Origin of the sequence: Aureimonas glaciei, from assembly GCF_014643375.1 — a bacterium.
In the GTDB taxonomy this organism is placed as follows: Bacteria; Pseudomonadota; Alphaproteobacteria; order Rhizobiales; family Rhizobiaceae; genus Plantimonas; species Plantimonas glaciei.
This window is the reverse complement of sequence record NZ_BMJJ01000003.1, coordinates 78,882-98,835: the sequence shown is the minus strand read 5'-3', so window position 1 is coordinate 98,835 and position 19,954 is coordinate 78,882. Positions and strand designations below refer to the sequence as shown.

General features: G+C 68.6%; 19 protein-coding genes. 3 read left to right on the top strand and 16 right to left on the bottom strand.

Annotation, left to right across the window (positions count from 1 at the left end):
• Nucleotide 1: 1 nt before the first annotated feature.
• Entirely contained in the window at nt 2–523 is a 522-nt protein-coding gene (locus tag IEX88_RS07220) for a GNAT family N-acetyltransferase (protein ID WP_188849923.1), read from the top strand.
• On the opposite strand, the gene IEX88_RS07215 is transcribed toward IEX88_RS07220, so the two are convergent.
• On the bottom strand, nt 520–1,869 hold the full coding sequence (locus IEX88_RS07215; RefSeq protein WP_188850311.1) for an aminotransferase-like domain-containing protein: 1,350 nt from the start codon (nt 1,867–1,869) through the stop codon (nt 520–522). The genes IEX88_RS07220 and IEX88_RS07215 overlap by 4 nt on opposite strands.
• A gap of 160 nt (nt 1,870–2,029) precedes the next feature.
• Here IEX88_RS07215 and IEX88_RS07210 point away from each other — a divergent pair, with 160 nt between their 5' ends.
• Entirely contained in the window at nt 2,030–2,893 is an 864-nt protein-coding gene (locus IEX88_RS07210; RefSeq protein WP_188849922.1) for a DMT family transporter, read from the top strand.
• 92 nt (nt 2,894–2,985) lie between these two features.
• Here the strand turns inward: IEX88_RS07210 and IEX88_RS07205 are convergent, their stop codons facing one another.
• The 4 genes from IEX88_RS07205 to IEX88_RS07190 all read right to left on the bottom strand — a co-directional run bounded on the left by IEX88_RS07205 (nt 2,986) and on the right by IEX88_RS07190 (nt 9,098).
• Entirely contained in the window at nt 2,986–3,801 is an 816-nt protein-coding gene (locus tag IEX88_RS07205) for an EF-hand domain-containing protein (protein WP_188849921.1), read from the bottom strand.
• A 41-nt stretch (nt 3,802–3,842) separates the two neighbouring features.
• The gene (locus IEX88_RS07200; protein WP_188849920.1) at nt 3,843–6,848 is read right to left on the bottom strand and encodes a bifunctional [glutamine synthetase] adenylyltransferase/[glutamine synthetase]-adenylyl-L-tyrosine phosphorylase; all 3,006 of its coding nucleotides are present in this window, start codon (nt 6,846–6,848) and stop codon (nt 3,843–3,845) included.
• On the bottom strand, nt 6,811–8,253 hold the full coding sequence (locus IEX88_RS07195) for a sensor histidine kinase (protein WP_188849919.1): 1,443 nt from the start codon (nt 8,251–8,253) through the stop codon (nt 6,811–6,813). Before IEX88_RS07195 ends, IEX88_RS07200 begins: the two co-directional genes overlap by 38 nt.
• Nucleotides 8,254–8,366: 113 nt before the next feature.
• The gene (locus IEX88_RS07190) at nt 8,367–9,098 is read right to left on the bottom strand and encodes an SDR family NAD(P)-dependent oxidoreductase (RefSeq protein ID WP_188849918.1); all 732 of its coding nucleotides are present in this window, start codon (nt 9,096–9,098) and stop codon (nt 8,367–8,369) included.
• A 97-nt stretch (nt 9,099–9,195) separates the two neighbouring features.
• Here IEX88_RS07190 and IEX88_RS07185 point away from each other — a divergent pair, with 97 nt between their 5' ends.
• Complete coding sequence (locus IEX88_RS07185; protein WP_188849917.1) at nt 9,196–9,567, top strand: winged helix-turn-helix transcriptional regulator; 372 nt, start codon at nt 9,196–9,198, stop codon at nt 9,565–9,567.
• A 9-nt stretch (nt 9,568–9,576) separates the two neighbouring features.
• On the opposite strand, the gene IEX88_RS07180 is transcribed toward IEX88_RS07185, so the two are convergent.
• The 11 genes from IEX88_RS07180 to IEX88_RS07130 all read right to left on the bottom strand — a co-directional run bounded on the left by IEX88_RS07180 (nt 9,577) and on the right by IEX88_RS07130 (nt 19,943).
• Complete coding sequence (locus IEX88_RS07180) at nt 9,577–10,251, bottom strand: response regulator transcription factor (RefSeq protein WP_188849916.1); 675 nt, start codon at nt 10,249–10,251, stop codon at nt 9,577–9,579.
• A 157-nt stretch (nt 10,252–10,408) separates the two neighbouring features.
• Entirely contained in the window at nt 10,409–11,956 is a 1,548-nt protein-coding gene (locus tag IEX88_RS07175; protein ID WP_188849915.1) for a Do family serine endopeptidase, read from the bottom strand.
• Nucleotides 11,957–12,219: 263 nt separating this feature from the next.
• Nucleotides 12,220–12,555 (bottom strand): type II toxin-antitoxin system PemK/MazF family toxin, encoded by a 336-nt coding sequence (locus IEX88_RS07170; RefSeq protein ID WP_188849914.1) that lies wholly within the window; start codon nt 12,553–12,555, stop codon nt 12,220–12,222.
• A 3-nt stretch (nt 12,556–12,558) separates the two neighbouring features.
• Complete coding sequence (locus IEX88_RS07165; RefSeq protein WP_188849913.1) at nt 12,559–12,801, bottom strand: AbrB/MazE/SpoVT family DNA-binding domain-containing protein; 243 nt, start codon at nt 12,799–12,801, stop codon at nt 12,559–12,561.
• Nucleotides 12,802–13,010: 209 nt separating this feature from the next.
• On the bottom strand, nt 13,011–13,478 hold the full coding sequence (locus IEX88_RS07160) for a cytochrome c-type biogenesis protein (RefSeq protein ID WP_188850310.1): 468 nt from the start codon (nt 13,476–13,478) through the stop codon (nt 13,011–13,013).
• Between the two features lie 53 nt (nt 13,479–13,531).
• Nucleotides 13,532–15,517, bottom strand: coding sequence for a heme lyase CcmF/NrfE family subunit (locus IEX88_RS07155; RefSeq protein ID WP_188849912.1), 1,986 nt, complete (start codon nt 15,515–15,517; stop codon nt 13,532–13,534).
• Nucleotides 15,514–16,014, bottom strand: a complete 501-nt coding sequence (gene ccmE / locus IEX88_RS07150; protein ID WP_188849911.1) for a cytochrome c maturation protein CcmE — start codon at nt 16,012–16,014, stop codon at nt 15,514–15,516. The genes IEX88_RS07155 and ccmE overlap by 4 nt, the downstream gene beginning before the upstream one ends.
• Nucleotides 16,011–17,252, bottom strand: a complete 1,242-nt coding sequence (ccmI, locus tag IEX88_RS07145) for a c-type cytochrome biogenesis protein CcmI (protein WP_188849910.1) — start codon at nt 17,250–17,252, stop codon at nt 16,011–16,013. Before ccmI ends, ccmE begins: the two co-directional genes overlap by 4 nt.
• Before the next feature lie 183 nt (nt 17,253–17,435).
• Nucleotides 17,436–17,756 carry a hypothetical protein gene (locus IEX88_RS07140; RefSeq protein ID WP_188849909.1) on the bottom strand — a complete coding sequence of 107 codons (321 nt, stop codon included), beginning with the start codon at nt 17,754–17,756 and terminating at the stop codon, nt 17,436–17,438.
• 149 nt (nt 17,757–17,905) lie between these two features.
• Entirely contained in the window at nt 17,906–19,291 is a 1,386-nt protein-coding gene (locus IEX88_RS07135; RefSeq protein WP_188849908.1) for an ATP-binding protein, read from the bottom strand.
• A complete protein-coding gene (locus tag IEX88_RS07130; protein WP_188849907.1) occupies nt 19,272–19,943 on the bottom strand; it encodes a response regulator transcription factor in 672 nt (223 codons plus the stop codon). The genes IEX88_RS07135 and IEX88_RS07130 overlap by 20 nt, the downstream gene beginning before the upstream one ends.
• Nucleotides 19,944–19,954 lie beyond the last annotated feature (11 nt).

Here is a 19,954-nt window from a genome sequence, read left to right as displayed (position 1 = left end):
CGTGCAATTGCTGGAAACGACGGTCACGCAGTTCGAACTGCGCACGCCGCCCGGCCGCCGCCTGCATCCGCCGGAAATCCGGCGCAAGCTCCTGATGCAGGAAGTGCCTCATATCCCCCTGTCCTACTACGCCTATCTCTACCAGGTGGTCGGCCGGGCGCATCACTGGACCTCGCGTCTCCTGCCGGGAAAGCAGCTCGCCCGCGAGATCCACATCGACGGCATCGCCGTGCACGTGCTCTCGGTCGACGGCGCCCCGGCCGGCTGGTTCGAGCTCGACTGGGCCCGCAAGCCCGGCGAGACGCGCCTCGTCCATTTCGGCCTCCTGCCGGATTTCCGCGGCCTGGGCCTTGCCCGCTATCTCCTGTCGGAAGCGATCCACGCCGGCTTCGCCGTCGGCAATCCCGTGATGACCCTGGAAACCAACACCCTCGACCACCCCGCCGCCCGAAGGCTCTACCAGGAGGCGGGCTTCGTGCCGGTGAGCTCCAGATCGGTCACGACGCGGGCAATCGAGGCCTAGCCGTCCAGAACCCGCTTCAGCAGGGCCGGCAATCGCGGGTCGTCCATCTGGGCCACGTTGAAGCGCATCCAGTCTCGAGCGGTCTGTGCGACGCTGAAGACGTTTCCCGGCGCGAGAACGACATTCTCCCTCAAGGCGCGGCGCGCGACGTCGGCCGCATCTTGCCCATCCGGCAGGCGACACCAGAGGTAGAACCCGCCGCGCGGTTCGAGCCAGGGACGGATGCCGAGGGTCTCCAGCGTGGCTGCCACCTCCCGCCGTCGCTTCGCCAACCGAGACCGAAGGGCCGCGAGGTACTTGCGGTAGCTTCCGTCCGACAGGGCGCCGGACACGATTTCCGTGGCGATCGGGCTCGGGCCGCCAAAATTCGTGGCGACTTGCAGGTCGATCAGACCGTCGATCCAGTCCGCCCGCGCCGCGATGTAGCCGCAGCGGACGGAAGCCGACAGCGTCTTCGAGAAACTGCCGATCCGGACCACCGTCGCAAGGCCGTCCAAAACGGCAAGCCGCGGCGACGGTTCGGGTTCGAGATCGGCGAAGATATCGTCCTCGACGATCGTGACATCCTGCGCGGCTGCCAAGGTCAGGATGCGATGCGCCGCCTGCGGGGAAAGGGAGGCGCCGGTCGGATTGTGGATGGCCGAATTCCGGATGTAGAGGCGTGGCCGATGCGTCTCCAAGGCTTCCGCAAACGATGCCATGTCCGGCCCGGTCGGCGTCATCGGCACGCCGACGACCTTCACCCGGTGAACGCGGAGCAGGGCCTGGAAGTTGAAGTAGCAGGGATCGTCCAGAAGCACCGTGTCGCCGGGTTGCAGCAGGAAGCGGCAGACGAGGTCGATCGCCTGCGTGCCGGATGCGGTGAGCAGGATCTGGTCGGCCCCAGCGTCGATGCCTTCCGCTGCGAACTGACGCGCCAGCACACCCCGCAGCGCCCGCGAGCCGCGCGTGGCGCCGTAGTCGGTAAGCATCGCATCTTCGGCTTTGGCAGCCGCCCGCAAGGCCCGCCGGATCGCCGCGGTCGGCATCCAGTCGGCCGGAAGCCAGCCGCATCCGGGACGAAGCATGTCCGCTCCCCCGTCAAGCGACTGCCGCGATACCCACAGCGGATCGACCGCCCGATCCGTTCGGGGTTCGACATCGGCAAGGACGAGCGGCAGGCTGCCGGCGACAAAGAAGCCAGACCCCGGGCGGGACCGGATCAGACCTTCGGCAGCGAGGCGATCGTAGGCCTCCACCACGGTCGACGGCGAGACGCTCATCGCGTTGGCAAGCCCGCGGATGGAGGGAAGCTTCTCGCCCGACGTCAGCGTGCGGGCGGCGATCCGGCGCCGGATCGCGTTCATGACGGTTGCCGTGCGGGTCGCCGCTTCGGGATGACGTTCGATCGAAAGCTGCAAGCGTTCTGCTCCCGCTACCCATACAGTTCGGCGTCACCGTAGGCCACTGTCGCTGTCCGATCCAGCCTCGCCCGCGCTATCCCGGAGGCGAAACCAGGAGAGCGTCATGGACAGATCAACGGCCGGATGGGGCAGCGGCCTCCTCGGCGTCATCATCTTCAGCGGCTCGCTGCCCGCGACGCGCGTCGCCGTCGGTGGCTTCTCGCCCCTGTTCCTGACCTCGGCGCGTGCGGTGATCGCCGCCGCGCTCGGCGCGCTGCTGCTCATGGCTCTGCGGCAGAAGCGCCCGCAGGCCGTGGACCTCGCGCCGCTGGCGGTGGTCTCGCTCGGTGTGGTGCTGGGCTTCCCGCTCCTCACCGCGCTGGCGCTCCAGCACATCACCTCGGCCCATTCGATCGTCCTGATCGGCCTCCTGCCGCTGTCGACCGCGATTTTCGGCGTGGTCCGGGGCGGCGAACGACCGAAGCCGGCCTTCTGGCTCTTCTCTGTCACGGGTGCTGCGGCTGTGGCCGGCTTCGCCCTCGCCCAGAGCGGTTCGGCCTCGTTGACCGGCGACCTGTTGATGCTGGCGGCGATCGTCCTGTGTGGCCTGGGCTACGCGGAAGGGGCGACGCTGGCGCGTCGTCTCGGCGGCTGGCAGGTCATCTCGTGGGCTCTTCTGGGGTCGCTGCCGTTCGCCGGTCTCATCGCGCTCGTCACCCTGCCGGGGGACTGGGCCGGGATCACCGCCCCCGAATGGCTCGGGCTCGCCTATGTGTCGGTGTTTTCGATGCTGGTCGGCTTCGTGTTCTGGTACCGCGGTCTGGCGCTCGGCGGCATTGCCGGCGTCGGCCAGCTCCAGCTTCTCCAGCCCTTCTTCGGGCTCGCGCTGGCCGGACTTCTGCTGGGAGAACCCGTGGCGTGGTCGATGATCCTGGTGACGGGACTCGTCATCGCATGCGTGTTCGCCGCCAAAAAGTTCGCCCGGTGAGGGCCTGCATTGCCTGTTCTGGCGCAATTCGAAACGACGAACGGCCCCGGATCTCTCCGGGGCCGCCTGTCATTTCACCGATCAGCCTGAGATCAGTAGCGGTCGCGCTCGCCGCCCGGCATCATGCGCTGGCCGTCGTGGCCGTGGTGGCGGCCCTCGCCGCCGTGGCGGCCGTGGCGTTCGCCGTGGCGGCCGTGGTGCTTGCCGTGCATGCCCTGGCGGCCGCCGCGCTCCATGCCGTGCTTCGGGCCCATGCCGCGATGCGCCTCGGCGAGTTCGCGGCGGTCGATCGTGCCGTCGTCGTTGCGGTCCATGACGGCGAAGCGCTTGTCGCGCATGCCCTGGACCTCGGCGAGGGTGACCTTGCCGTCGCCGTTGATGTCGAGGCGCTTGGTCATCTGGCGGGCGCGGCGTTCGACGATCTGCTTCAGCACCATGTCTTCCATCTCCTGCTGGCTGATCGTGCCATCGCCGTCGGTGTCGGCCGTCTTCAGGCGCTCGACGCGGCGGCCCTGGAACTCTTCCTTGCTGATGGTGCCGTCCTTGTTGGTGTCGAGCCAGCCCATCCGGCCGCCGCGACGGCCCGGACCGTCCTTGCCCGGGCGCGGCGGCGCCGGCATCGCGGCCGTCTCGGCGGCCGGCGCGTCGTCGTCTATCTCGGCACCCGTGTCAGCGCCCGTGCCCGCGTCCATGTCGGGCGCGTCCATGTCGTCGCCGTCGTCGAGATCGCCGAGGTCGTCGGCCTGGTCCATCATGGCGTCGTCGTCCTGCATCGTGGCAGGCGCCTGCCCGGTGGTGGTGGCGGCAGCGGGCGGCGTCGGGGTCGTGGTGGTCTGGGCATAGGCGAAGCCCGAAACCGCAAGCGTCATCACGACGCTGGAAAGGGCAAGCTGCTTGATTCTGTTCATCCGAAGCTCCTGTTGCGCCGGGGCGCCTGCGAGGCGCGGCGTCAGACGCCGTCCTCGCGATCCATGGGTAGCAGCCGCGTGAACGTTTCGTTGACGGCGGCAGCCGTTGTCGCAACTGTCGGCTCGATCGCCTCGGGAGAGGCGAGACCGAGGGCCTCGGCCACCCGCTCCGACAGGCCCCGGGGAAGGGCTTCGACGGTGTGGGCATGGCCGGGACCCAGCCGGGTCAGTTGAATGATCCTGGTGTAGGCGTCAGCGGATGAACCCAAAATGAGCGGGAAATTACCATTCGGTAACACGCCCGCGACTTCCAGCGCCCGCAGCACTTCGGCCGTCGGGCGGCCGATCAGAGCGGGTGGCACATGGCCCGCGAGGATCGCCCATTGCGCGATGAACTCCAGATCGATCAGCCCGCCGGCGATCAGCTTCAGGTCGAGCGCGCCGCGCGCCGGCTTGTCCCGCGCGATCCGCGCCCGCATTGCCGCAACGTCCTGGCGCATCGCCACGGGATCGCGCGGCAAGGCGAGGATTTCCCGCACCGTCGCTTCGGCTTGCGTCTGCATCGAGGCATCGCCGGCGATCGGGCGCGAGCGCGTCAGCGCCATCCGCTCCCAGGTCCAGGCCTCGTTTTCCTGGTAGCGCCGGAAGGCCCCGAGATGGGTGGCGAGCGGCCCCTTGTTGCCCGAGGGCCGGAGGCGGAAGTCGACCTCGTACAGGATCCCCTCCCCCATCGGCGCGGTCAGCGCCGCGATCAGGCGCTGGGTGAGCCGGCTGTAATAGGTGGTGGTGGCGAGCGGCCGGGCCCCGACCGATTCCTCCGCCCCCTCGTCGTGGTCGTAGAGGAGGAGCAGGTCGACGTCCGAGCCCTCCGTCAGCTCGTGGCTGCCGAGGCGCCCCATGCCGAGGAGCGCCGCGCGTCCGCCGGGCACCGTGCCGTGCACGCGGGCAAATTCCTTCTCCACCGCGTCGAAGGCGGCGGCGAGGACGACGTCGGCGATGGCGGAATAGACCGCCCCCGCGACCTCTCCCTCGATCGCGCCGGAGAGCAGCCGCGCGCCGACGAGAAATTTCTGCTCGGAGGCAAACAGGCGCAAGCGCACCAGGCGCTCCTCATAGCCGTCGGAATCGGCGAGGAAAGCGGAGAGGCGCTCGGCCATGAGATCCGCCGTCGGCACCTCGCGGTAGAAGGCGGGATCGAGCAGGGCGTCGAAGACATGCGGCCGGTGCGAGATCGTCTCGGCGAGGCGCGGCGCGGCCGAGATCACCAGCGCCAGGAGATCGAGCAGGCGCGGATTGGAGGCCAGCAGCGAAAAGAACTGCAGCCCGGCCGGCAGGCGCGAGACGAAGCCGTCGAAGGCGGCCATGGCCGCATCGGGATCTTCGGCCTTGGCAAAAGCCTCCAGCAGCGCCGGCAGGACGATAGCGAGCTGGCGGCGCGTCGCCTCGGCCCGCGTCGCGCGCACGCGCCCCGCGCCCCAGCCGCGCAGGATGCGGGCGATGTCGCCCGGTCTCTGGAAGCCGAGGCCGGCGAGATAGGCGGCGACGCCCGCCTCGTCCTCGCCGCCGAGAAAGCCGCCGACTTTCGGCAGCGCGTCGTCGGGCTCGGTGCGCTGGGCGAACAGGCTGGAAAACAGCGCCTCCACCCGCGTCAGCGTCGGCAGCAGGCTTTCGGAAAAGCCGGCGAGGTCGGCAAAGCCGGACAGGCGCGCCACCCGTTCCAGCCCTTCGGCATCTTCGGGAAGCGTGTGGGTCTGCTCGTCGGCGACCATCTGGATGGCGTGTTCCACCCGGCGCAGGAACCAGTAGGACCCGGTCAGCTCGGTGGCCACCCCGGGCGTGATCCAGCCGCCCCCGGCCAGCGCCGACAGCGTCTCCTCGGTCCGGCGCAGGCGCAGCTCGGGCGCCCGCCCCCCGGCGATCAGCTGCTGCGTCTGGGCAAAGAACTCCACTTCGCGGATGCCGCCCGGCCCGAGCTTCACATTGTGGCCGGCAACGCCGATGCCGTCGAAACCGCGGTGCCGGTCGATCCGGTCCTTCATCGACTGGATCTCGGCGATGGCGGCGAAATCCAGATATTTGCGCCAGACGAAGGGGGTGATCTCATCGAGGAAGGCCGCGCCCGCCTGGGCGTCGCCGGCGACGACGCGCGCCTTGATCATCGCCGCGCGCTCCCAGTTGCGCCCGGACGCCTCGTAATAGGTGATCGCCGCCGGCACGGGAATCGCCAGCGGCATGGCGCCGGGATCGGGGCGCAGGCGTAGGTCGGTGCGGAAGACATAGCCGTCGCCGGTGCGCTCGCCGATCATCCGGATCAGCCGCCGCACCAGTTTCGAGAACATCTCGACCGCCTCGTCCGGGTCCGGGATCGCCGCGACGTCCGGGTCGAAGAAGACGATGAGGTCGATGTCGCTGGAATAGTTCAGCTCACGCCCGCCGAGCTTGCCCATGCCGAGGACGAAGAGGCCGCAGCCTTTTTCCGGGTGGGCGGGATCGGGCAGCGCGAGTTTTTCGCGATTGTGCAGGTCGAGCAGGGCAAAGCGCACCGCCGCGCCGACGGCGCCTTCGGCGAGATCCGACAGGTCGGCCGTGGTCTCGCGCCCGTCGGCGGCGCCGAACAGCTCGCGCAAGGCCACCAGCAGCGCCACCTCGCGCTTGGCCTGGCGCAGCAGCGCCATGGTCTCGGACTCGCTCGCCCCCGCCACCGGTAGCGTGCCGAGGCTGGCGATGATCTCGGCTATGCGGGCGCGCGGTTCGGTGTCGAACAGGCGTTCCAGAAAATCCGGGCTCGACAGCATCACCGCATTGAGATGGCTGGAGAGGTCGAGGACGGCGCCGAGCCGCGCCCGGTCCGCGTCGCCCGTCCGGGCCAGCAGCGCGAGGAGGCGCGGGCAGTCCTCGGCCTCGGCGCGGCGCGCGAGGTCGGCGAGCCAGGCCTCGGCCTTGCCAGCGTCGAGCGGCACGAGGCGGGCGGTGCCGCCGATCTTCAGCGCGGCGGCGTCAGCCGCCGCATCAGTCCCTGGCGGGGGCGGCGATCCTGAGCGGTTCATGAGGGGTTACGACCTTTCCGTCGAGGGGGAAGTCGAGGACCACTCTAAGGCCGGGGGCGGCATCCTCAAGGGCAAGACGGCCGCCATGCAGCTGCGCGATCGCCTGCACCAGCGACAGGCCGAGGCCCGATCCCGGCTTGGTGCGGCTTTCGTCGAGCCGGTAGAAGCGCTCCAGCACCCGGTCGCGCTTGTCTTCGGGAATGCCCGGCCCGTCGTCGGCGACCGACAGACGGCAGCGGTCGCCGCGCTGTTCGAGGCCGACGGTCACCGTCGTTTCCCGGTCCTCGCGCGCGGCGTATTTCAGGGCATTGTCGATGAGGTTGGACAGCGCCTGGCTGATCAGCTCGCGGCTGACATGCGCTTCGACCGGCCCGGAGACGGCCGTGACCAGCTTTGCGCCGGCATCCTCCGCCAGCGGCTCGTAGAGCTCGGCGACGTCGGCGACGATTTGGGCGACATCGCTCACCCCCTTTTCCGCCGGGTGGAAGCCGGCCTCGACGCGGCTGATCATCAGCAGCGCATCGAAGGTGCGGATCATCTGATCCGCCTCGGCGATGTTGTTCTCCAGCGCCGCGCGCGGATCGCCGCCTTCCGAGGCGTCGGCGAGCGCGGCTTCGGCGCGGTTGCGCAGGCGCGTCAGCGGCGTCTTCAGGTCATGCGCGATGTTGTCGGAAACCTGGCGCAGGCCCTCCTGCAGGAGGGCGATGCGGGCGAGCAGGGTGTTGAGATTGGCCGAGAGGCGGTCGAACTCGTCGCCGGCGCCGGTCACCGGCAAGCGCTCGCCGAGATCGCCGGCGAGAATCCGGGCGCTCGACGCCGACATCTGGTCGAGCCGCTTCAGCGCCCGCCGCCCGACGATCAGCCAGGCGAACAGCGCGCCCGCGGTCATCAGGCCGAGCGCCAGGATCAGCGCCCGCTGGACGATGACGCGGAACCGCTCCTGCTCGCTCTGGTCGCGGCCGACCAGAACCCGCATGCCGTTCGGCAGCGCGACGATCTCGGCCAGCGCCAGATGGTAGCGGTCGACGACGTTCTCGGCATAGCGCTCGTAGCCGAAGGCTTTTTCGGTGAAGCCGCTTTTGTCGAGGATGCCGGCCTGGAGGCTGGCGACATTGCCGGCGAGGATGCGGCCGGTGGAGTCGGTGACGAGGTAGAGCGAAGCGCCGGGCTGGCGCGAGCGCCGCTCGATCGAGCGCACGAGGCCGACGATGCCGGCATTGTAGTAGATCCGGCCGAGCTCGGAGATCTCCTCGCCGATCGTGGCGCGCGCTTGGCTCTGCAGAATCCCCGCCGCCGTCGCGGTGACGTAGACGACGAGCGTGACGGCGAAGATGGCGAACAGCGCCAGATAGATCGCCGACAGCCGGACGGCGGTCATCCGCATGAGGGAACGCAGGCGGTTCATCGGGCGATGGTCTCCGTGCCAGCCCTTGCGACTGGCACGGAGCCGACTGCGTCCAGAACGTCGAACATGGCCGGGCCCTTCCGTCTTCGTGCGGGCGGGCGCCTGCCCAAGCCTCACACCTGCGTCATTCCACCGTCGATGCACAGTTCCGCACCGGCGATATAGCTGCTTTCATCCGAGGCGAGAAACAGGGCCGCCGCCGCCACTTCCTCCGGCCGCCCCATGCGGCCGAGCGGAATTTGCGCCGCCAGGCCGGCCCTGACCTCCTCGGTGGCGGCGGCCATCATCGCCGTGTCGATCGGCCCCGGGCTCAGGGTGTTGACCCGGATGCCCCGGCCGGAGAGCTCCGTCGTCCACGTCCGCGCCCAGGATCGCACCGCCGCCTTGCTGGCATTGTAGACACCGTAGCCCGGCGTGCCGATCACACCGGCGATCGAGCCGACCAGGACGATCGCACTGCCCTCCCGCATCAGCGGAACGAGCGTCTGCACGGTCAACACCATCGCGCGCACATTGATGTCGAAGATCTTGTCGAAGTGCGCCGCGGTGATTTCGGCGAGCGGAGCGACATCGGCGACGCCGGAGGAGTAGACGAGGATGTCCAGACCCTCGCCACGGGCCGCGATGGCGGCATGCAGCCGGGCGAGATCGGCGGCCTTCGTCAGATCGCCCTGCACGGCCACGGCCGCCCCGCCGATCTCGGCGACCGCACGGTCCAGTTCCGCCTGCCGCCGCCCGGTCACCAGGACCGTGGCGCCCTCGGCCGCGAGCCGCTTCGCGGTGGCCAGGCCAATCCCGCTGCCGCCGCCGGTGACGACCGCGATCTTTCCGTTCAGTTTCGACATGTCCGTGCTCCATTGAGGTGGAGCTCCCAAGTATATCCTGTATATCTAGGGTCAATTAGGCACTTGATGTCGCCTAGGTATAGCGGAGGAAACCGACATGGATGACATGTGCGACCCGACTTTCGCCGAGGCTTGCGCCACAAGGCCCATTCTCGACGAGATCGCCAACAAATGGTCGATCATGATCCTCTCCGTGCTGTGCAACCAGCCGACCCGTTTCAACATGCTGCGGCGAAGGCTGGAGGGGGTGACGCAGAAGGCGCTGACGCAGGCGCTGCGGCGGCTGGAGCGAAATGGGCTGGTGTCGCGGCGGGTGATCACGTCCTCGCCCGTCGCCGTGGAATACTCCATCACGCCGCTCGGCCATTCGCTGAAGGAGCCCATGGCGGCCCTCTACCTCTGGACGCTCGACCATGTTTCCGACCTCGAGGCCGCGCAGAGAGAGTTCGACCAGCGCCCCGATTCCTGAGCGCCGGCGCTAATCCGCCCGCATGATGTAGCCGGCGCCCCGCACCGTGTGCAGGAGGGGCGAGCCGAATTCGCGCTCGATCTTGGCGCGCAGGCGCGAGACGTGGACGTCGATGACGTTGGTCTGTGGGTCGAAATGATAGTCCCAGACATTCTCCAGGAGCATGGTGCGCGTTACCACCTGGCCGGCGTTCTTCATCATGTATTCGAGCAGGCGGAATTCGCGCGGCTGCAGGACGATCGGCTTGCCGGCGCGCCGGACCTCGTGGGAGAGGCGGTCGAGCTCGAGATCGCCGACCTTGTAGGACGTCTCGACGTCGCGGCTGCCGCGCCGCCGTCCCAGCACTTCCACGCGCGCCAGAAGCTCGGCAAAGGCGAAGGGTTTGGCGAGATAGTCGTCGCCGCCGGCGCGCAGACCGGTGACGCGGTCGTCGACCTGGCCGAGCGCCGAGAGGATCAGCGCCGGCGTGTCGTTGCCCTTCTCGCGCAGGCCGGAGATCACCGACAGCCCGTCGCGCTCGGGCAGCATGCGGTCGACCACCATGACGTCGTAGTCGCGCGTGTCCGCCATGTGGAAGCCCGAGGCGCCGTCGCCGGCGTGGTCGGGCACGTGGCCCGCTTCCTTCAGAGCCTTCACGAGATAGGCGGCTGCCTCGCGATCGTCTTCGATGATCAGAATGCGCATGGACCTGGATGTAGCGGATTCAGCGGCCAGCGCCATGGCGTTTCGCTCCCTTGGATCGCGCCGCCCTCGAAAACCTCGGGGGCGGCGACGGCGGAACCCATCGGCCCGCCGCTCGTCGTGTTCGGCCGGTCCGGGACGGGCCCGGACCGGAGCGGCGTCAGCCCTTGGCGATCGGCAGGGCCACGAAGCGGTTCTGGTCGCCGTTCTTCAGCTGGAACAGCGCCGCCTTGCGGCCGCTCTTGTCGGCATCGCCGAGCGCCTTCCTGACGTCGGCCTGCGACTTCACCGACTTGCCATTGACCGAGACGATGACGTCACCGGCCTGGACGCCCTTTTCGGACGCCGGCGAGGACGGATCGACCTCGGTGACGACGACGCCGCTGCCGTCCTCGGACGGCGTCAGCGTCAGGCCATAGCCCGACAGCGAGGACGGATCGACCGGCGCCGTCGGCGCGGTACCATCGGCCGAGGCGGCTTCGTCGAGCGAGTTCAGGTTGCCGAGCTTGACCGAGATCGTCTTGGCCGCATTGTCGCGCCAGACCGTGACGTCGATCGAGGTGCCCGGCGCAAACTCGGCGACCTTGCGCGCCAGTTCCTTCGGTCCCGGAATGGTCTCGCCGTTCACCGCGGTGATGACGTCGCCGGTCAGGATTCCGGCTTCGGACGCCGGGGTGCTGGTCTCCGGCAAGGTCACGATGGCGCCGTCCGAACCGGCAAGACCCACCGCCTCGGAAATGCCTTCGGTCACCGGCGCGATCTGCACGCCGAGCCAGCCGCGCTGGACATTGCCCTTGTCGCGCAGCGACTGGACGACGTTTTTGGCGGTCGAGGCGGGAATGGCAAAGGCGATGCCGACATTGCCGCCGGACGGCGAGAAGATCGCGGTGTTGACGCCGATCACCTTGCCTTCGAGGTTGAAGGCCGGGCCGCCGGAATTGCCGCGGTTCACCGCCGCGTCGATCTGCAGGAAGTCGTCATAGGGGCCGGCACCGATGTCGCGGCCGCGGGCCGAGACGATGCCGGCGGTCACCGAGCCGCCGAGGCCGAACGGATTGCCGACGGCGACCACCCAGTCGCCGGTGCGCACGCTGGTGTCATCGCCGAATTCGACATAGGTGAACTTCTGGTTCTCGGCATCGACCTTCAGAACGGCCAGATCGGTGCGCTTGTCGGTGCCGATCAGCTTGGCGTCGTATTCCTTGCCGTCGTCCATCACCACGGTAAAGTTCTCGCCGCCGTCGACGACGTGGTTGTTGGTGACGAGGTAGCCGTCCTCGGAGACGAAGAAGCCCGAGCCCTGCGCCGTCGCCTGGCGGTTCTCGCGGCGCGGCTGCATGCCCCGCGGTCCGCGCTGGCCGGGCAGGCCTTCGGCACCCGGCGCGCCGGGATTGCCGAACTCGAAGAAGCGGCGCAGCGGGTGATCTTCCGGAAGGGTGTCGAAGGGGTTGGCCTGGTCCTGGCCGTCGTCGGCGGTGGCGGCGACCATCTTTTCCTTGACCCGAACGGACACCACCGCCGGGCTGACTTTCTCGACCACGTCGGCAAAGCCGAAACTTTGTACCGGCGAGGTCACGGTGACGGGCGCGGCAAGGCTCTCGGTCATGTTGGTCATCACGCCGCCGGCGAAGGCGGAACCCGCGACGCCGGCCGCCAGCGCGGCGACGAGAATACGGTTGCGCTTGGACTTCTGGATCACGTCTGGCATCGAAATCATCCTTTTCCCTGGATTCTCGGGGAAAGAGCGAGGCGTCTGCCGCGTCGCCGCTTCCCGGGAGCTCTGCTGCGGGGGCATCGTCGACGCCATCGCCCGCTTCGCATGGAGAGATAGGATGTCTCGGGTTACGGGACCCCTTCAGCGGGGTGAAAGGTTGGTAATGTTGGCGATGGTGGCGGAGGCATGCGATCACGTCGGTCGGTATCAGAGCCCTGACACAAGGAAGATCCATACCGCTCGACCAGCGCGCGGCCTTAGAGGCCAATCAGCGCCTTGAGCATTCCCAAGACCCTCGGCGCAATGTCGGGGCAGTTCTCGATGAACTCGGAGCCGCGCTGGTCCCATGAAATGCTTTTAACATGATCGCACAGGACAACGCCCCGGGTGCGAAAACCTTGGGGCAAAGCAACCTCGAATGGGAACCCCTTGACCCGCGTCGTGATGGGACAAACCACGCAAAGACGGGTCAAAGCGTTGTAGCGATCGTCTGACAGGACGTAGGCAGGTCGCCGCCCTGCCTGTTCTCGCCCTGCCTGAGGATCGAATGATAGCTGAATGATATCGAAACGCCGCGGCGTGTACGGAGCCAAGGCTCAGAACTCGTTGCCGACGAAGGCACCGGTCGAAGTCTCATCATGCAGGTTGTCCGGCGTGATGCCTGCGAGAAGCTTCGCAAGGTCGTATTCGACAACTTCGTCGACCGGCGTGATCACGACTGAACCCTCATGAATGCTAATGTTCACAGACTTACCATCATGAATCCCGGCCTCACGGGCAAAGGCGCTCGGCAGACGCACCGCTAGGCTATTGCCCCATTTGGTCACTGTTCCGAGCATGTCCCTGCCCCCCTCGGATAAAATGTATCTACTAAATAGATACATCGCGGTGAAGCCTGGTCAAGAGGTCTGGGGTATCTCCAGTAGCGAACGCACCCTTCTTGGACCACAGACTCTGCGCAACGGCGACTCCGGGAGGAGGTCACGTCAGAGTGTAAGAAGCGGTTCGAGCAGTAAGAATCAGCTCAATTCGCAATCCCGAACGGAGGCTAGAGCCCGCGCTCGGCCAGCGTCCGCTCCACCGCGCTTTCCTCGTCCGCCGTCAGTCCGATGCTCGCCGGCTCGCGCTTGTGGCGGCGGGCGGAGTACAGGGCGAAGGCGGCACCGGCGAGGATGAGGGCGGCGGGCGCCGTCCACAGCACGATCGTCCCGAATGACAGGCGCGGCTTCAGGAGCACGAACTCGCCGTAGCGGGCGACGACGTAGTCGATGACCGCCTCGTCGCTGTCGCCCGCCTCCAGGCGCTCGCGCACCAGTACCCGCAGGTCCTTGGCGAGCGCGGCGTCGCTGTCGTCGATCGACTGGTTCTGGCAGACGAGGCAGCGCAGGCCGACCGAGAGCGCGCGGGCGCGGCGCTCCAGCGCCGGGTCGTCCAGCACCTCGTCGGGCTGCACCGCGCGGGCGGTGCCGGAGAAGATGTCGACGAAGGGCGAGGGCAGGCCGGGCGCCGGCACCATCACCGGCCCGACAAGAAGCCCGAAGGCGACGACGGCGATCTCCAGGAGACGCCTCATGCCGCCACGGCTCCCGTCTCAGACTTGCGCCGGCGGGCGCGGGCCGGGGCGCCGACCCTCAGGCGCCGGTCGAGAAGCGACAGTGTGCCGCCGAGCGCCATCACCACGGCGCCGATCCAGATCAGCGTGATCAGCGGCTTATACCAGAGGCGCACGACGGTGGCGCCGTTCGTCGTCTCGCCCAGCGCGATGTAGGTCTGGCTTAGCCAGTGGGTGTGGATGCCGGCCTCGGTCGTCGGCATCTGGCGCGCGGGATAGAAGCGCTTGGCGCTTTCCATCTGCGTCACGGCGACGCCGCCACGGCTCAGCGTGAAGCCGCCGACCTCCTCGCGGTAGTTCGGCCCCTCTCGGGCCGCCAGGCCCTCGAAGCGGATCTGGTAGCCGCCGGCCTCGCGGATGTCACCGGGCTTCATCGCCGTCACCAGTTCGGTCTGGAAGGCGGAGGTGGCGATCACCCCGAGCACGGTCAGGCCGAGCCCGGCATGCGCCAGCGCGGTGCCGAAGGCCGAGCGCGGCAGGCCGGTGAAGCGGCGCAGCGCGACGCGCGCGGTGACGCGGGGATAGCCGGTGCGCAGCGCGAGATCGGTCACGGCGCCGGCCAGCAGCCAGACGGCGAGGCCGAAGCCGAGGGCGGCGAGGATGCGCATGCCCTCGGTGAAGGCGAGCGTCAGGATGATGGCGGCCATGGCGGTGCCGACGGCGAAATACAGCCGCTGCGCCGCCGCCAGGAGATCGCCGCGTTTCCAGGCGAGCAGCGGGCCGAAGGGCACGGCGAGCAGAAGCGGAATCATCAGCGGGCCGAAGGTCAGGTCGAAGAAGGGCGCGCCGACCGAAATCTTGGATCCCGTCAGCACTTCGAGCACCAGGGGATAGAGCGTGCCGATGAGGACGGTGGCGCAGGCCGTGGTCAGGAACAGGTTGTTGAAGACCAGCGCGCCCTCGCGCGAGATCGGCGCGAACAGGCCGCCCGATTCCAGCGTCTGCGCCCGGAAGGCGAAGAGCGCCAGCGAGCCGCCGATGAAGAGCGTCAGGATGGCGAGAATGAACACGCCGCGCGAGGGGTCGGTCGCGAAGGCATGCACGGAGGTCAGCACGCCCGAGCGCACGAGGAAGGTGCCGAGCAGCGACAGCGAGAAGGTCAGGATGGCGAGCAGCACCGTCCAGATCTTCAAGGCCGCGCGCTTTTCCATCACCAGGGCCGAATGCAACAGCGCCGTGCCCGAGAGCCAGGGCATGAAGGACGCGTTCTCGACCGGATCCCAGAACCACCAGCCGCCCCAGCCGAGCTCGTAATAGGCCCAGTAGGACCCCATCGCGATGCCGAGCGTCAGGAAGATCCAGGCGACCAGCGTCCACGGCCGCACCCAGCGCGCCCAGGCCGCGTCGATCCGCCCGTCGATCAGGGCGGCGACGGCAAAGGAGAAGGCGACGGAGAAGCCGACATAGCCGAGATAGAGGAGCGGCGGATGCACCGCGAGGCCGACATCCTGCAGGATCGGGTTGAGGTCCTGGCCCTCGAGGGGCGCCGGCAGCAGACGCTCGAAGGGGTTCGACGTCAGGAGGATGAAGAGCAGGAAGGCGACGGTGATCAGCGCCTGCACCGACAGCACATTGGCCTTCAGCGAGGCCGGGATGTCGCGGCCGAACAGAGCGACAAGGGCGCTGAAGAAGGCAAGGATCAGCACCCAGAGCAGCATCGAGCCCTCGTGATTGCCCCAGACGCCGGTGATCTTGTAGAGCATCGGCTTGGCCGAATGCGAATTCTGGAAGACGTTCATCACCGAGAAGTCGGAGCCGACATAGGCCGCCGTCAGCGCCGTGAAGGCGAGCGCGATCAGCGCGAAGCTCGCCACCGCGGTGACCTCGCCCGTCTCCATCAGCCGGTCGTCGCCGATGCGCGCGCCGATCAGCGGCAGCCCGAACTGCACGATGGCCGTGACCAGCGCCAGGACGAGGGCGAAATGGCCGACTTCGACGATCATGTTCCAGCTCCCCCGGCGCTCGGCGCCTGCGGCGCGGCGGTGCCGCTCACCGTCGGCATGCCCTTGCCCTCCTGCCACAGGCCGCGCTTCTTCATGTCGTCGACGACCTCCTTTGGCATGTAGGATTCGTCGTGCTTGGCGAGCACGGTGTCGGCGAGGAAGACGCGGTCGGGCCCGAGCGTGCCCTCGGTGACGACGCCCTGCCCCTCGCGAAAGAGATCCGGCAGGAGGCCGGTGTAGACGACGGAAACGCTCTCGACCGAGTCGGTGACGCGGAAGCGCACGACCTCGCCGGCCTCGTGGTCGATCGAGCCGGCCTCGACGAGCCCGCCGAGGCGGATGCGCTGGGCGTTGCCGGGCACCTGCGCCATGACGTCGGTCGGCGAGGCGAAGAAGGCGACGCTGTCGGACATGGCGCTCAGCATCAGGCCGACGGCGGCGGCGATGACGACGAGAATGGCGCCGATGGAAGAGAGCCGCTTCTGCTTGCGTGTCATGGCGTTGCTCCCGTGGCGGACAGGCCGAGTGCCGCCGCGAACTCCTCGATCGCCCCGCGCTCCGTGCTGCCCTCGGCAAAGACGGCGCGGGCCTCGGTGAGCGCGCCCTGCGCCTTTCCGGTGTCGCCGAGAACGCTATAGGATCGCAGCAGGCGTTTCCAACCTTCGACGTCGTTCGGGGCGGTTTTCAGGCGCTCGGCGAGCTGGCCGACCATGCCTTCGATCATCGCGCGCCGGTCGTCGCCGGAGAGCTGTGCGGCCGCCGCGACGTCCTCGCCGGTCGGCCCGGGAAGCGTGGGCGCCGAGGCCTCGGCCGGGGGTGCCGGCGTTCCGGCCAAGGGAGCCGGGGCCCCTGCAGGGGGCTGGACAGCCGTCGCCGCTGTCGGCGGTGTGCCGGACGCCGCGGCGATCTTCTGCTGCGCGTCGGCGAGCGCGGAATTGGCGAGGGTCAGCCAGGGCGCGCCCTCGGGACTGGCGGCGATCAGGCCCTGCCAGGCGGGCGCCGCCTCGGCGAAGCGGTTCTCCTGCGACAGGTCGAGGGCGAGGAAGAATTTCGCCGGCAGATAGTCTGCGTTCAGCGCCAGAGCGCGCTCGAAGCTGGCCCGGGCGACATCGGTGACCTCGCCTTCGGCGGCCTGCGTCAGCGCCTCGCCGAGATCGGTCTCGCGCTCCGGCGTCGACCCCAGAATGCGGATGGCGTTGGCCAGCGCCGTCACCGCGTCATCCGGCCGGCCCGAGCGCAGATAGATCGGCCCGAGCAGGTCCCAGCCCGCGCCGTCCTCGGGATTGGACCGCAGCCGCGCCTCGGCCTGCGCGACCAGCGTCGGCAGGTCGGCCCTGGCGGGATCGACGGCAAGACGCGACAGCAGCGGCATGTCCGGCTGGGCCGGCGATCCGAGGACCGCGTAGAAGCCGAGCCCGCCGAGCGGCAGGGCCAGAGCGACGAGGCCGATCGCCAAAGCCGTGCGGCGCGGCGGGCGCGCCTTCGCCTGGCTGGCATTCGCCTCGCCCGCTGCCTTCAGAAGCCTTCGCCCGATCTCGGCGCGGGCGACGACGGCGTCCTCCTCGGCGATCGTGCCGCGGGCGAGGTCGGCCTTCAACTCGTTCAGCTGGGCGCCATAGACCTCGACGTCGTACTGCGCCCGCACCGGCAAGGCCTCAGGCCGCCGGCGCAAGAGGGGCCAGAGCACGGTCAGCGTCACGACGGCGGTCAAAAAGACCGCGATGATCCAGAACAAGCTTTCGTCCATTCCTTGCGGGCATCACGCGTGCGCGCGCCCTCTCCTCGCCTCAGGTCCCGGAATGCCGCCGGATGCCGGCACGTCGATGCGGCGCCGACCCCGGACATAGCAAGTCCGACGCCCGCGTGCCACTTCGGCGCGCGCCGCTTGTGCCCCGCCAGGCCCCCGGCTTCGCCCGGATCAGACGACGGTCTTCCACAATCCGTCTTCGCCGCGGCACGCGGTGCCGACCTGCTTCATCGTCTTGCCCCTGGCGATCACCGTCTGCGAGTAGCCGCGGCAGTCCTGCGAGCCGATGCGGTAGAGCTGCGTCGGCACGACCAGGCCCTGATATCGGCCGGCGCTCCATGCGACTTCTTGTCCCGCCTGGGCGAACTGCAGCGCCTGGAATTCCGCCTCCAGCGCTTTCTCGCGCGCCTCGCCCGACAGGCCCGCGCCGGGCACCTGGCCGACCAGGCCCTCGCCGAGGGCGAGTACGCCGGTCGAAGTCGGCGTGTTCATCGACGATCCGGCGCAGGCGCTCAGCAGGACGGCGACGGCGAAAACGGGCAGCGTTTTGAAGATTGCAGGCATAGGATGTTCCAACTCTGGCGACCGTCGTCGGCTCGGCAACCGCCTGGGCAGCCGGAGGTTCCGATAACCCGAGATATCTACGGGGTCTGCGGGCCGAGCACCAGCGGCAGCACGATTTCCGCCTTGAGACCGCCGAGCTCGGATCGCGTCAAGGTCAGCGTTCCCCGGTACTCGCGCACGGTTTCGGCAACGATCGACAGGCCGAGGCCGCTGCCGGGCTTGTTCTCGTCGAGCCGCCGCCCGCGCTTCAGCGCCTCGACGATCTCCGCTTCGTCCAGGCCCGGCCCGTCATCCTCGATCACGGTGCGGAAGGTACCGCCGTCCTCCGCGCGCGCCGACAGCCGGATCACGCCCTTCGTCCACTTGGCGGCATTCTCGAGGAGATTACCGACCATTTCCTCGTAATCCTGGCTCTCGCCGGCGAAGACCAGCGCCGCGCCCGAGAGGAGCGGCCCTTCGAATCGGATGCCGGGATGGAGCTTCACCATCACCCGCGCCAGGCGCTCCAGCGCCGGTCCGACGGGGGCGCGGAAGACGACGCCCTCGCTCTGCGCCGCCACCCGCGCCCGGTCGAGATAATGCTGCACCTGGAAGCGCATGCTCTCGGTCTGTTCGGCGACGAGGCGCCCCTTCTCGCCGCCGATCGCCGTTGCCTCGTTGGTGAGGACCGCGATCGGCGTCTTCAGCGAATGGGCGAGATTGCCGACCTGGGTGCGGGCGCGTTCGACGATGCGGCGGTTATTGTCGATGAGCCCGTTCATCTCCTGCGTCAGCGGCCGGATTTCGGCGGGAAAGTCGCCCTTCAGCCCTTCCGCCCTGCCCGCCCGGACCTCGCCGAGGGCCCGCCGCACGGCCACGAGCGGCCGCAGGCCATAGAGAATGGCGATGGCGTTGATGAGGATCGAGCCGAGCCCGAAGCAGCCGAGATAGAGGCCGAGCCGCCAGTCGAACTGCGCGGTGTCGGCGTTGAGCAGGCTCGCATTGCCCATCACCCGGAACCGCGCGACGCGATTCTCCTGGTCGAGCACGATCTCGGTCTCGACCACCTTCAGCTCCTCGCCGTCAAGGCCCGGGGCCTCGTAGTCGCGGCGGTAATAGAGGTCGAAGGGTGCGACCTTGGCATTGGGAGAGACGATCTCGGCGCCGCCGAGCGAGACCGAAGCGAGCCGGCCCTTGGTGTTGGCGGCGGCCGGCAGCACTTCCCAGTACCAGCCCGACAGCGGCTGGGCGTAGCGCAGGTCGCCGAGATCCGGCGTTCCGGTCAGGAGGCCCTCTGGCGTGACGCTCACCGAATTGACGAGGTTGTAGAGCTGGGCGACGAGCAGTTCCTCGAAGCCGCGCGAGGCCGTCTGGCCGTAGAGCGAGGAGATCAGTCCGCCGATGACGCTGAACGCCGCGATGGCCCAGAGGCTGGACAGCGCGATGACGCGGAAAGTGAGGGAGTCAGGTCCCCGCAGTCTCATCGCGCATCCTGTAGCCGAGGCCGCGCACGGTCTCGATGAGGTCGACGCCGATCTTGCGCCGGAGGCGCCCGACGAAGACTTCGATCGTATTGGAATCGCGGTCGAAATCCTGGTCGTAGAGATGCTCGATCAGTTCGGTGCGCGAGACGATCTCGTCCTTGTGGTGCATGAGATAGGCCAGCAGCCGGTATTCGTGCGAGGTCAGCTTCAGCGCCGTGCCGTTGACGGTGGCCTTCGACGCCTTGGTGTCGAGCCTCAGCGGGCCGCAATTGATGTCGGAGGAGGCGTGGCCGGCGGCGCGGCGGATCAGCGCCCGCACCCGCGCCAGCACTTCCTCGATGTGGAACGGCTTGGTGACGTAGTCGTCGGCGCCGGCGTCGATACCGGCGACCTTGTCGCTCCAGCGATCGCGCGCGGTGAGGATGAGCACCGGCATCAGGCGGCCGTCGCGGCGCCAGCGCTCCAGCACGCTGATGCCGTCGAGCTTGGGCAGGCCGACATCGAGGACGATGGCGTCGTAGGGCTCGGTATCGCCGAGGAAATGCCCCTCGTCGCCGTCGAAGGCGCGGTCGACGACATAGCCGGCACCGATCAGCGCCTCGTGCAGCTGGCGGTTGAGGTTCGGATCGTCCTCGACGATGAGAATGCGCATGATATCAGTCC